The sequence below is a fragment of the Arthrobacter sp. CG_A4 genome, assembly GCF_035985125.1.
Lineage (GTDB): Bacteria > Actinomycetota > Actinomycetes > Actinomycetales > Micrococcaceae > Arthrobacter.
Genome location: NZ_JAXCID010000008.1, coordinates 101,993 through 114,137, shown reverse-complemented (window position 1 = coordinate 114,137; position 12,145 = coordinate 101,993). Strand labels below are relative to the sequence as shown.

12 protein-coding genes are annotated in these 12,145 nt (G+C 66.5%); 6 read left to right on the top strand and 6 right to left on the bottom strand.

All coding sequences use genetic code 11. The features are described 5' to 3' along the window. Positions 1-278: 278 nt before the first annotated feature. The 3 genes from RCH07_RS05640 to RCH07_RS05630 are packed head-to-tail and all read left to right on the top strand — an operon-like array spanning position 279 to position 3,324. Positions 279-1,232: a 1,4-dihydroxy-2-naphthoyl-CoA synthase gene (locus RCH07_RS05640; RefSeq protein WP_326966496.1), complete on the top strand. Its 954-nt coding sequence runs from the start codon at positions 279-281 to the stop codon at positions 1,230-1,232. Positions 1,233-1,239: 7 nt separating this feature from the next. Beyond that, positions 1,240-2,394, top strand: a complete 1,155-nt coding sequence (locus RCH07_RS05635) for an AMP-binding protein (RefSeq protein ID WP_326966495.1) — start codon at positions 1,240-1,242, stop codon at positions 2,392-2,394. Between the two features lie 48 nt (positions 2,395-2,442). Further along, positions 2,443-3,324 carry a 1,4-dihydroxy-2-naphthoate polyprenyltransferase gene (locus RCH07_RS05630; RefSeq protein WP_326966494.1) on the top strand — a complete coding sequence of 294 codons (882 nt, stop codon included), beginning with the start codon at positions 2,443-2,445 and terminating at the stop codon, positions 3,322-3,324. Here the strand turns inward: RCH07_RS05630 and RCH07_RS05625 are convergent. Beyond that, positions 3,321-3,644, bottom strand: a complete 324-nt coding sequence (locus RCH07_RS05625; RefSeq protein ID WP_326966493.1) for a DUF4229 domain-containing protein — start codon at positions 3,642-3,644, stop codon at positions 3,321-3,323. The two genes, RCH07_RS05630 and RCH07_RS05625, sit on opposite strands and share 4 nt — an antisense overlap. A gap of 200 nt (positions 3,645-3,844) precedes the next feature. Between RCH07_RS05625 and RCH07_RS05620 the strand changes: the two genes are divergently transcribed. Together RCH07_RS05620 and RCH07_RS05615 are read left to right on the top strand one after the other, a co-directional pair. Further along, positions 3,845-4,324 carry a PLD nuclease N-terminal domain-containing protein gene (locus tag RCH07_RS05620; protein ID WP_326966492.1) on the top strand — a complete coding sequence of 160 codons (480 nt, stop codon included), beginning with the start codon at positions 3,845-3,847 and terminating at the stop codon, positions 4,322-4,324. Between the two features lie 289 nt (positions 4,325-4,613). Next, on the top strand, positions 4,614-5,744 hold the full coding sequence (locus RCH07_RS05615) for a hypothetical protein (RefSeq protein ID WP_326966491.1): 1,131 nt from the start codon (positions 4,614-4,616) through the stop codon (positions 5,742-5,744). A gap of 488 nt (positions 5,745-6,232) precedes the next feature. Here the strand turns inward: RCH07_RS05615 and ccsB are convergent, their stop codons facing one another. The 5 genes from ccsB to RCH07_RS05590 are packed head-to-tail and all read right to left on the bottom strand — an operon-like array spanning position 6,233 to position 11,383. Beyond that, on the bottom strand, positions 6,233-7,339 hold the full coding sequence (gene ccsB, locus RCH07_RS05610) for a c-type cytochrome biogenesis protein CcsB (protein ID WP_326966490.1): 1,107 nt from the start codon (positions 7,337-7,339) through the stop codon (positions 6,233-6,235). Next, the gene (locus RCH07_RS05605) at positions 7,339-9,318 is read right to left on the bottom strand and encodes a cytochrome c biogenesis protein ResB (protein ID WP_326966489.1); all 1,980 of its coding nucleotides are present in this window, start codon (positions 9,316-9,318) and stop codon (positions 7,339-7,341) included. The genes ccsB and RCH07_RS05605 overlap by 1 nt, the downstream gene beginning before the upstream one ends. After that, complete coding sequence (locus RCH07_RS05600; RefSeq protein ID WP_326966488.1) at positions 9,318-10,073, bottom strand: cytochrome c biogenesis CcdA family protein; 756 nt, start codon at positions 10,071-10,073, stop codon at positions 9,318-9,320. The genes RCH07_RS05605 and RCH07_RS05600 overlap by 1 nt, the downstream gene beginning before the upstream one ends. Positions 10,074-10,088: 15 nt before the next feature. Beyond that, positions 10,089-10,715 (bottom strand): TlpA family protein disulfide reductase, encoded by a 627-nt coding sequence (locus RCH07_RS05595; RefSeq protein WP_326966487.1) that lies wholly within the window; start codon positions 10,713-10,715, stop codon positions 10,089-10,091. Between the two features lie 2 nt (positions 10,716-10,717). Then, the gene (locus RCH07_RS05590; RefSeq protein ID WP_326966486.1) at positions 10,718-11,383 is read right to left on the bottom strand and encodes a histidine phosphatase family protein; all 666 of its coding nucleotides are present in this window, start codon (positions 11,381-11,383) and stop codon (positions 10,718-10,720) included. A gap of 206 nt (positions 11,384-11,589) precedes the next feature. On the opposite strand from RCH07_RS05590, the gene RCH07_RS05585 reads away from it, so the two are divergent. Continuing rightward, complete coding sequence (locus RCH07_RS05585) at positions 11,590-12,138, top strand: YceI family protein (RefSeq protein WP_326966498.1); 549 nt, start codon at positions 11,590-11,592, stop codon at positions 12,136-12,138. Positions 12,139-12,145: the final 7 nt, after the last annotated feature.

The window sequence follows — 12,145 nt, the reverse complement described above, 5'->3', positions numbered from 1 at the left end:
AAGACAGCGGCACCCTGACCAGACACGAATGGCACCCCGAATGGAACTACACCCTCAAAACCAGAGACACACCAACTAAATAATCAGCGAGCCCTAAGTGACCCCGCGTTGCATGGGGTAGGCGCGAAATTCCGCGGGAACGTTCCATCGGCCACCTTCCTCTGGACCGCCGGCGTCGTCCTTTCTTTCCATGACACTGCGCATGCACATCGCCGTCCATGGCGGACCCGGAAGGCAACGAGTTCTGCATCTGCTGAGCCAATTACTAGACTCGGACCGTGAGCAACGAAATCCCCGCCAAGGTATCCGACGTCTTTGACCCCACCCGGTGGCGCATAGTGTCCGGATTTGACGACTTCCAGGACATGACCTACCACCGGCAGGTGCAGCGCTCCGCCGAGGGAGACGTAGTCCGGGACCTGCCCACGGTGCGCATCGCCTTCAACCGCCCGGAGGTCCGCAACGCGTTCCGCCCCGGCACCGTGGACGAGCTCTACCGCGCCATGGACCACGCCCGGATGACCCCCGACGTCGCCACCGTCCTGCTCACCGGCAACGGCCCCTCCGCCAAGGACGGCGGCCACTCCTTCTGCTCCGGCGGCGACCAAAGGATCCGCGGCCGCGACGGCTACCGCTATGCCGAGGGCGAGACCCAGGAGACCATAGACCCGGCCCGCGCCGGCCGGCTCCACATCCTCGAAGTCCAGCGGCTCATGCGCACCATGCCCAAGGTGGTCATCGCCGTCGTGAACGGCTGGGCGGCCGGCGGCGGGCACTCGCTGCACGTCGTCTCGGACCTCACCATCGCCTCCCGCGAGCACGGCAAGTTCAAGCAGACAGATGCCACGGTGGGCAGTTTCGACGCCGGTTACGGCTCCGCGCTGCTGGCGCGGCAGATCGGCCAGAAATCCGCCCGCGCGGTCTTCTTCCTCGCCCGCGAGTATTCGGCCGAGGACATGGTCCGGCTGGGCGCCGTGAACGAGGCGGTGGACCACGCCCGGCTCGAGGAGGTGGCCCTGGAATACGCCGCCGATATCGCCCGGCAGTCCCCGCAGGCTCTCCGGATGCTGAAGTTCGCCTTCAACCTGGCCGACGACGGGCTCGCCGGCCAGCAGGTCTTCGCCGGCGAAGCCACACGGCTGGCGTACATGACGGACGAGGCGGTGGAGGGCAAGGAAGCCTTCCTGGAAAAGCGCGATCCGGACTGGTCCAAGTTCCCCTACTACTTCTAAGGCTCCCGTGACTTCCGGAACCGTGAACATCGAGCCCGCCCTGACGGCGCTGGCGGCTGCCCTCCGGGGTGAGGGCCCCGCCGTCGAACTCTCCGCCGGACCCGACGGCTCACCGATCATTGAACTGGTTGACACCCCCGGCTTTGCGGACGCCGCCGCCGTGGTGCGGACCTCCGGGTCAACCGGCACGCCCAAGGCGACCGTCCTGACGCTTGAGGCGCTGGCGGCTTCGTCCGTGGCGACCGCCTTTGCGCTCAAGGGCGAGGGGCAGTGGCTGCTGGCACTCCCGGTCCAGTATGTGGCCGGCCTGCAGGTCCTGGTCCGCTCGCTCTTCGCCGGCACCCGGCCGTGGGTCATGGACCTCAGCGGCGGCTTCACCCCGGCGGCCTTCACCACCGCCGCGCTCGAGCTCACGGACAGGATCCGGTTCACGTCCCTCGTCCCCACCCAGCTGCAGCGGCTGCTGGACGCCCCCTCCGCGGAGACGCTCGCGGTGCTGCGGCGCTTCAATGCCATCCTGCTCGGCGGCGCCCCGGCGTCACCGGGACTGCTCGCCGCGGCGCGAGCGGCTGGCGTCCACGTGGTGACCACCTACGGCTCGGCCGAGACCTGCGGCGGGTGCGTGTACGACGGCTTCCCGCTCGAAGACGTCCTGGTCCGGGTGGAGGGCGACGGGCGGATCCTGCTCGGCGGCGCCACCATCGCCGCGGGCTATCTGGGCACCCCGGAACTCACTGCGGAAGCATTCGTCGAGGACGACGGCGTCCGATGGTACCGCACGGACGATCTCGGCGAGCTGGACGGGGACGGGAAGCTCACGGTCCTCGGCCGGGCCGACGACGTCGTCATCACCGGCGGCGTGAAAGTCTCCGCCGCGCATGTGCAGACGGAGCTGGAGAAGCTCGACGGCGTGCTGGCTGCCTTCGTGGCCGGTGTCCCCTCCGCGGAGTGGGGCCACGCGCTCGCCGCCTACGTGGCGGTTGCTGACAGTTCCCCGGCCGGCATCGAGGACGTCACCGCGAGTGCCCTCCGGGCGCCGCTCCTGGGCCGGCTGGCCCCGAAAACCGTACTTGTCGCGGGTGAACTGCTGATGCTGCCAAACGGGAAACCGGACCGGCTCGGCATGATTGTTCGGCTCCACGGGCTGCATCAGGGAAAATAGATAGGCCGGGCACTCCCGGTTTAGCCGAATCAACGCGAGGTACTGACCGTGGCCACAGCCGCTCAATGGATCCAAGGCGCCCGTCTGCGCACCCTGCCGGCCGCGATTGCGCCGGTCCTGATCGGCACCGCGGCCGCGTACGAGATGGACGCGTTCCGTCCGCTCAACGCCGCCCTGGCCGCCCTCGTGGCCCTGCTGCTGCAGGTCGGCGTGAACTACGCCAATGACTACTCGGACGGTATCCGCGGCACCGATGAGGACCGGGTGGGTCCGCTGCGGCTGGTCGGCTCGGGCGCCGCCCGGCCCGGGCAGGTCAAGTACGCTGCCTTCGCCGCGTTTGCGCTGGCCATGGTGTTCGGCCTGACCCTCGTCATTATCACGCAGGCGTGGTGGCTGATCCTCGTGGGCCTCGGCTGTGTCCTCGCGGCGTGGGGCTACACCGGCGGTAAGAATCCCTACGGCTATCTGGGCCTGGGTGACGTGTTCGTCTTCGTGTTCTTCGGGCTCGTGGCCACGCTCGGTACCACCTACACGCAGGCTGGCCGGCTGAGCCTTGCCGCCATCATCGGCGCGATTGGCACGGGCCTGATTGCCTGCGCCCTGCTGATGGCCAACAACGTCCGCGACATCCCCACCGACCGGAAAGCCGGGAAGAAGACGCTGGCGGTGCGGCTCGGAGACAAGCACGCCCGTGAAAGCTACGTCCTGATGCTCGCCGTCGCGATCCTGCTGCCGGTTGTGCTAGCTCCGGGACGGCCATGGATGCTGATTGTACTGCTGCTGATCCCGGCCAGCCTCATGCCGTCCTGGCTGATGATCGCCGGCCGGCGGCGCAAGAGCCTGATCCCGGTGCTCAAGCAGACCGGACTGATCAACCTCGGCTACGCGGTGCTGTTCTCGCTGGGCCTGGTGCTGAGCCGAGGCTTCTAGGAGCCCGTTTCCCGGGAGTCCTTCGTGCGGTTCTCCGCGCGGACGGTGACGTCCGGGTGGGCGTCGACGAGGCGGTCCTCGGCGTCGGCGTCGTCCACTTCCCCGGCGCTGCGCAACGGCTTGGCCATACCTGAAAAGCGCTGGTGGAGCGATTCGGCAGCCGCGGCGCGCTGTTTCTGGAAGAACAAGTAGCTGATAGCGAAGGCCATCATGCCGGCGCAGAGGACGGCGAGGAGCCATCCGAGCTGCAGGTAGAGGAACAGAGCGAAAAGTGGTGCGAAAAGCACCAGACGGATCAGTGAGTATTTTAGGAAAGCCACAGTTCAAGTTTAGCTGCCCGGAGGCGGACCTGCCCGGGGGTGCCGTCCGCCGGGACCCGGAGAGCGACGGCCTGGCCCCGTCGTCGCCGCCCCGGCCGTGTCGTCGTCGTCCAACAGTCTGGAGGGCGCCGCCCCGGCCGCTTCGTCGTCGTCCTGGCCCCGGAGGGCGCCGGCGCCTCCCCGGAGGCTAGACTGAACGTATGCTCCGTGTAGTGGTCACCGTCGCCGTACTTGTCGTATTTGTCTACGGACTCATCGATGTGATCCGCACCGACGCGCGCCAGACCAAAGGCATTTCGAAGCCGGCATGGATCGTGGTCCAGATTGTTCTTCCGGTGGTCGGCGCAGTCCTGTGGTTCCTGATCGGCCGCCCGCGCGGCACCGGCCCGGCCCCGGCCAGGTACAGCCACCCCGTCGCCCCCGACGACGACCCGGATTTCCTGCGCAGGCTCGAAATCCGCCGCCGCAACCAGGCCGAGGCCGACAGGCTTAAGAAGCTCAAGGACGAACTCAACGCCAAAGAGCGCAAGCTCGACGGCGGCACCGCCGCCGGATCCGGCTCTGGCTCTGGCGAGGCAGGCGACGCCCGTGGTTCCGGCGACGCCGGCGCCTCCGACGATGCAGGCGCTGCCGGCGCTTCTGACGACGCAGGCGCTCAGGGGACCGACGAGGTCAAGTAGCCCACTGGGCCACCTGTTACCCCCTGCCCTGTCGGATTCCCGCGGCCCCTGCCGGCATTTCCTTCCCGGGACCCGCTCAGGGTTACGTCCAAGCCCCCGTCTCGGACATTTACTTCACCCGTTTGCCACACTTGGCCGGAATACCAGCCCGCATAGCGGCCATTTCCGCCGAACGGCCGTCACAAATCGGCGCCCACGCATGCCGCTCACAAGGCCCACTATTCCTCCACACTGCGCCTGACCTGTGGATAACCCCCGGCACCCCGTCGGGCGGGAGCAGAATGCTCGTATGCACCGTCCCAGCGAGCTTCCCCCGCATCTTCGAAACCAGCCCTTCACCGTGACCCAGGGCCGCGCCGCCGGGCTCAGCCGCCGTCGGACGCGGGCTCGTGACCTGGTCAGTCCCTGTTTCGGAGTGCGCGCCCCGACCACCGCCCCGGACACGTTGCTGGCACGTTTGCGGGCCCTGACTGCCGTGACCGGCGCCGTCGTGAGCCACCTCTCTGCGGCAGTGCTGTGGGGTTTCCCTCTGCCGAGTGCACTAAAGATCCTGATTGGCGTCCATCTGACGAGCGATCCGGGCAGGCGGGCCGTGCGGCGCAAGAATGTCGTTGGCCACCAGCAGTCACTCCAACCGGACGAGATCGTGACCGGGGACTGGGTGAGCTGCACTTCCCCACTGCGGACGTGGTTCGATCTTGCCGGAATCCTGAGCCTCGACGATTTGGTGATTGCCGGCGACTTCCTGCTGCATCGGAGGAACCCTCTGACCACCGTCGATGCTTTGGACGCATTCCTCGCCGGGAAACGGGGCAGAACAGGCTACCGGCGTGCCATGCGTGCCCGGGAACTGATGCGCGCCAATACGGACTCGCCCAAGGAGACCGAACTCCGGCTGCTCCTCACTCGCCATGGCCTTCCGGAGCCCGGAATCAACGTCCCGATATTCGACCATACGGGCGGTTGGATCCAGGACCCGGATCTGTCCTATGAACGGGAAAAGATCGCGGTCCAGTACGACGGCGCGCATCACGCCAATCCGGCGCAGCGTCGGAGCGACATCTTTCGAGATGAAAATGCCAGGGATGCCGGATGGCGCGTTGTTGTATTGACGCAGTGGGATTTGACCCCGTTCGCCCCTAGCCTGGAGCCGACTGCCGTTAGCCGCGTGCGCGCTGCGCTGACCGAGCGCGGCTGGACTCCTGCATCCAATCTGCCTGCGGTGCGGCCAAAGTTACAGCGCAGCGCACGCCCCGCTGTGCGCCCATCTGACGCTGATGGCCGCCAAAACCGACGGAACAGCGGCCACCTGAGGCAAACGGGTGCGAAGCCGAGTGGCATAGCGGCCATTCGTGGCGAATCGATGCAGGGCGTGGGCCGGTGCGGCCCTGGAAAGCACCCGGGCCGTTCCCAATCGTAGTTTCCGCGCAGCGCACCGCCTTGTACGTCATCCATCTGACGCGATTGGCCGTTACCCGGGGTTCCATAGCGGCCATTCGTGGCAAACCGGCGCAGAATAGGGTTCCATAGCGGCCATCCGTGGCGAATCGGCGTGGAACGGGGTTCCGTAGCTGACATTCGTTCGAATCGGCGGAGATCGTCGGCCCGCTCAACACCCATCTGACCAGAATGGCCGCTACGCGGGGTTCCATAGCGGCCATTTGTGGCGAACCGGCGCAGGATAGGGTTCCATAGCGGCCATTTGTGGCGAATCGGCACGGAACGGGGTTCCGTAGCTGACATTCGTTCGAATCGGCGGAGATCGTCGGCCCGCTCAACACCCATCTGACCAGAATGGCCGCTACGCGGGGTTCCATAGCGGCCATTTGTGGCAAACCGGCGCACAATAGGGTTCCATAGCGGCCATTTGTGGCGAATCGGTGGCGAATCGCGGACCCGGTGCTGCGCTTACAGCCCCGAGTAGGAGTGCAGGCCGTTGAAGAACTGGTTCACGATGGTGAAGTTGAAGACCACGCAGAGGTAGCCGACAATCGACAGCCAGGCGGCGCGGGTCCCGGTCCAGCCGCGGGTGGCGCGGGCGTGCAGGTAGCCGGCGTAAACCACCCAGATCACGAAGGTCCAGACTTCCTTGGTATCCCAGCCCCAGAAGCGGCCCCAGGCCTTCTCGGCCCAGATGGCACCGAACATGAGCGTGAAGGTCCAGCCTACGAAGGCGATGGCGTTGATCCGGTAGGACAGGTTCTCGAGGCTCAGCGCGGACGGAACCAGGCGCATGAAGCCCAGCTTGTCCCCGCCGCCGGACGCGATGGTCTTCTGCCGGTGCGACTGCACGAGCTGGAGGGCTGACATGGCGAAGGTCAAAGTGAACAGTGCGGAGGACAGCACGGCAATGGAAACGTGGATGATCAGCCAGTAGCTCTGCAGCGCGGGAACGAGATGCCCCACCGGCGTCCAGAAGGCCACGGACGCCGCAACCAGCATGATGATGGCCAGGCCAATGACAAACGTGCCAAGGAAGCGCAGGTCACGCCGGATCAGGACCAGCAGGAAGACGGCCACGGCCACGAACGCGCCGGTAGTCAGGAACTCGTACATGTTTCCCCACGGCACCCGGCCCGAGCCGATGGCCCGCGTGATGACGCCTGCGGCGTGAATCGCCGCGCCCAGCACGGTCAGGGCGACGGCGACCCGGGCGGGGACGCGCCGTTCGCCGGCGTAGCGCATGGCGCCGTCGGCGGTCTGGCCGATCCCGGTGGTACCGGCGGCACTGCGCGAAACGGACGACGACGGGCGCTCGGCCCGTCCGACCGGCCCGGCCACGTCCGAGTCGGCCCGGTCCACGGCACCCGATGTGGCCCCGGCACCAACCGTGACGGGAACGCGGGTGGCCTCAGCATCGGCGAGCCCGGCAGCCTTGAGGTCCACCGCGCGCAACATCTTGCTGCTCTTGGCCAGGTCCCAGGCAAAGGCGATGAACGCCACCGTGTAGGTGCCCGCCGCGAGGAGCATGAACAGCTCGCTGTACTGGCCCATGGTTTCGTTGATGGGAGGCATTACTGATCCTTCTTTGACTCACGCGAGCCGGCTGATGACTGGATGACGTCTGCTGGGGGATGGTCCGGGGAGGGCAGCGCTCTACCGGCTCCGGACACGTCCGTGCCCGCCCGGCCATTATCCGCCTTGCCGCTGGTAGCCGGCTGGGAGCCGGTGGAACGAGCCGGCTGGGAGCCGGTGGAACGAGCCGGCTGGGAGCCGGTGGCGGGAACCGGCTGGGAGCCGGTGGCGGGAACCGGCTGGGAGCCGGTGGAACGAGCCGGCTGGGAGCCGGTGGCGGCGCCGTCGAGATCCCAGGCACCGGCCAGCAGCTTGCGGATCGCGGTTGCCTCCCCGGCAAGCCGGTGGTCTTCGCCGCGGGCCAGAAGCCCGTATTCGACCATGGTGCGGCCGTCCTGGTGGGTTCCCGTCCGGACCCAGACGCGGCGACGGTTCACGTAGAGCGAGGTGACCAGGCCGGCGACCGCCAGGAGCGCGAAGATCAGGGCGTAGAGCTGGCCCGGATTGTGGTGGATGTCCACGCCGATATAGCGCTTGACGCCGTCAAAGCTGATGGAGCCTTTGCCGTCCGGCAGGGTGTAGGTGGCGCCGGGTGAGAGGGTGATGCCGCCGGCGTCGAGGTTCCGGGCGTTGAGCGGCGTGAGCTTCTTGACGTCGAGCTCGAAGACGTTCTGCGGGGCGCCGTCGTCCAGCCCGAGGTCGCCGAAGTAGGAGTTGAGGGTCAGCTGGGGGTTGAACAGCTCGGGATCACCGCTGAAGGACACGCCTTCCTCAGTGACGAAGGCGGTGGGCAGGAAGAAGCCGGCGAAGGCGAGCTGCTCCGGCTTGGCGTCCGGGACCTTGATGACCGCGGACGAGTAGTAGTTGTCGCCCTGCAGCTTGGCCACGACCGGACCCTGCATGGCGACGTTGCCGGCGCCGTCGCGGATGGTGACGACGGGGGCGTAGCCGTTGCCGGTGAGGTACATGCTGGTGCCGCCCAGGGTCAGCGGGTCATTGACTTTCAGCACGTTCTTCTGGGCGGGCGCGTCCGGGGTTTCCTTCGTGGTCACATCGGCTCTGAAGTCGATGGGCTGGCCGACCTTGCCCTTCGATTCGCGGTCGAATGCGACCTGGAACTTGTCCAGCTGGACCGAGTAAGGCTGCAGCTGGCCGCTCTGAAAGTTGGTGCCCGGAGTGAACTGGTCGTAGCCCACGAGGGTGTTCACGAAAGTGTCGCCCTCCACCAGGATCCGCTGCCCGCTATAGCCGAACAGGCCGCCGATTGCGATTGAGACCAGGACTCCGATCAGTGAGGTGTGGAAGAGCAGGTTCCCGACTTCGCGCAGGAAGCCGCGCTCGGCGCCCAGGGACGGCCGGGCGCCGTCGGGGTCCCGGACGTCAACGCGGTAGCCGCGCTTCTTCAGCAGCCCGGCGGCGTCGGAGATGGCGCCCGACGCCGGGATCCCGGCGTCGGCGGCGATCACCAGCGTTCCGTATTCGGGCAGCCGCGAGAGCCGTGCGGGGGTGCGCGGGGGCTGTGAGCGCATCGCCTTGTAGTGCGCGATGGCGCGGGGAATCACGCAGCCGATCAGCGAGATGAACAGCAGGATGTAGATGGCCGAGAACCAGGCCGAGGAATACACGTCGTAAAGCTGCAGCGTGTCCAAAAGCTTGCCGTAATCCGGACGGTCCTTGATGTATTGCGTGACGATGGACGGGTTGGCGGGCCGCTGCGGGAAGAGCGAGCCGGGCACCGCCGCGACGGCGAGCATCAGCAGCAGGAACAGCGCCGTGCGCATGCTGGTCAGTTGGGTCCAGGCCCATCGGAGCATGCCCAGCGGGCCGAGCACCGGGAGGACTGCTTCCGCCTTGGCAGCGGCCACAGGGCTGGCGCCCTCGGGCGTGACGCCCTCGGACGTGACGCCGCCGGGCGTACCGCCCTCGGACGTGACGCCGCCGGCTGGGGACTTCTTCTCTACGTTCACTCGCTCGCTCATCAGATCGGCAATTTCACATCGTTTTGGAACCAGTACTGCAACGCGGAAACCCAGGTGCCCCAGACTCCGCTGGCCATCAGCAGGCCCAGCACAATCAGGATCCCGCCGCCGGTGCGTTGGATGGCGAGCCTGTGCTGGCGGAAGAAGGACATCACGCCGATGCCGCGGCGCACGGCCAGGGCAATCAGCAGGAAGGGAATGCCCAGGCCGAGGCTATACACGAAGGCCAGGAACGCGCCCTTGGCCGCCGAAGATCCGCCGGACAGGCTCAACAGCTGGACCGCGGAGAAAGTGGGCCCGATGCACGGCGCCCAGCCCAGCCCGAAGGTGATGCCCAGCAGGGGCGCACCCCACAGCCCGGCAGGCGGTCTGGCACGTATTTTGGCGTCCCGCTGGAGCCAACCAAAGCCGCCCAGGAAAACCACACCCATGATGATCACGAAGATGCCCAGAAGTTGCGTGATCCAAGCATTCTGCGAGCCTGTGACCAGTGCGCCCAGCTGGCCGAATGCCCCGCCGAGCAGCACAAAGATCACCGAGAAGCCCAGGACAAAGAGCCCGATTCCGGCCAGCATGCGGCCGCGCTTCTGCATCTGGAGGTCGACGCCGGTCAGGCCGGTGACGTAGCCCAGGTAGCCCGGCACAAGAGGCAGCACGCAGGGCGACAGGAAGGAGACGAGTCCGGCCAGGAGCGCCACGGGGATGGCCAGCAGCAGCGAGCCGCTCAGTATGGCTTCGGCAAAGGGGCTGTTCATGGTCTGCGCCGTCCGCTACTCGGCCACGGCTGCTGCGATGAGGGACTTGAGGGTGCCCTTCTGGATCTCGCCGAGCACGCGGGACGCTACCCGGCCCTGCTTGTCCAGCACCAGTGTGGTGGGAACGGCGCCCGGTGGGACCAGGCCGGAGACAGCAAGCAGCACCGCACCGTCCTTGTCGTTAAAGCTCGGGTAGGTGAGGCCAAAGGACTTGTCGAATGCGTCCGCAGTGGCTTTCTCGTCGCGGAGGTTCACGCCGAAGAACTGCACGCCCTGGCTCTTGAATTCCTGGTGCAGCGCCTCCAGCGAGGGCGCCTCGACCCGGCAGGGGGCACATGCGGCGAACCAGAAGTTGAGCACGGTGACCTTGCCCTGGAAGGCATCGGGCGTCACGGCGGTGCTGTCGAAGAGGGTGCCTTTGATGGCGATGGGGGTCTTGCGGTCCGCAACGGCGAACTCCGTCACCGAGCCGTCGCCGGCCACGTAGTTCTTGTTGTCGCCGGCCTTAGCCTGCTTGGCCAGCGCATCTTCCTGCGCGCAAGCGGAGAGGCCCAGCACGACGGCGATCGCCGCGCCTCCAGCTGTCAGGACGCTGCGCCGGGTCGGTGCCGGGCGGCCAAAGGGTAGATGAGTGCTGCCCATGCTCAGGCTCCCGGGGTTCTTGAGGCACCGGGCAGGAGAACGGCAGCCGGCTCGCTGTAGTCAACGCGCACGAGGTTCCCGGCGTCGTCGAACACCAGCGAGGTGAGCGAGGTGAGCGTGCATTCGCGTTTCCGCGGGTCATGCCAGAGCGGTTTATTCTCCGCACTCAAGCGGGTGGTCCAGATGGGCAACTGGTGGCTGACGAGAATGGCCTCTGCGTCTTCGCCGCCGAGTTCGATCGTCCGACGGCGGGCATCCTGGACGGCGGCGATCACCCGGGCCGCCTGTTCCTTGTACGGTTCTCCCCAGGAGGGCCGGAGCGGGTTGCGCAGCATCGGCCAGTGCTTCGGCTTGAGGAGTTCGGCCTTGGTGACGTGGGCTCCTTCGAAGTAGTTGGCGGCCTCGATAATCCGGTCCTCGGTGGTGATCCCGAGGTTGAGCGCCGCAGCGATGGGCTGTGCCGTCTCCTGCGCGCGGGTCAGCGGTGAGGCGGCCAGATGGACGATCTTCGCCCCCTGCGCGGACCGCTCAATGAAGTGCTTCGCAAGCGTCCGGGCCATCTCCCGGCCGAGCGCGGAGAGGTGGAATTCCGGCAGCCTCCCGTAGAGGACACCGTCGGGATTGTGGACCTCACCGTGGCGGAGCAGATGAACAGTGGCTTGGGGCATGTGTACCAGTTTCTCAAAGTGCAGGGGCAATGACGAAATCTTCTACAACAGGTAGAACTGACGGGTTTTGAGAAATGTTCCCCGGCGGTGGAATAAAAGATGCAAATGCATGTTTATACTGGGTGAGCAGTTAGTTGAGACTTCAACTAATGAGGTTTCGGCCAATGATCAAATCTGTCGCCACACCCGACTTCAAGGAGAACACCATGGCACTTCCCGTCAACGTCACCACCGGCACCTGGACCCTGGACAACTCGCACAGCGAGATTGCCTTCACCGTCCGCCACGCGGGCATCAGCAAGGTCCGCGGCCAGTTCAAGGATGCAGAAGCCACCCTGGACCTCGCCGAGAACGTTGCCGACTCGAAGGTCAGCGCCACCATCAAGACCGCGAGCTTCGACTCAGGCGATGTCAACCGCGACGGCCACGTCCGCGGCGAAGACTTCTTCGACGTCGAGAAGTTCCCGGAAATCTCCTTCGTCTCCAGGCACATCGTCCCCAAGGGGAAGGCCTACGAACTCCAGGGCGAGCTCACCATCAAGGGTGTCACCCGCCCGGTGGCCCTGGAGACCGAATTCAACGGCGTTGCGGTTGACCCGTTCGGCAACACCCGCGCCGGTCTGTCCGCCGAGACCACCATCAGCCGCAAGGACTTCGGCCTGACGTGGAACGCGGTCCTCGAGGCCGGCGGCGTGCTGGTCAGCGACAAGGTAGCCGTCAACCTCGAACTGGCTTTCATCGCACCGGCTGCCTAGCCAGCAT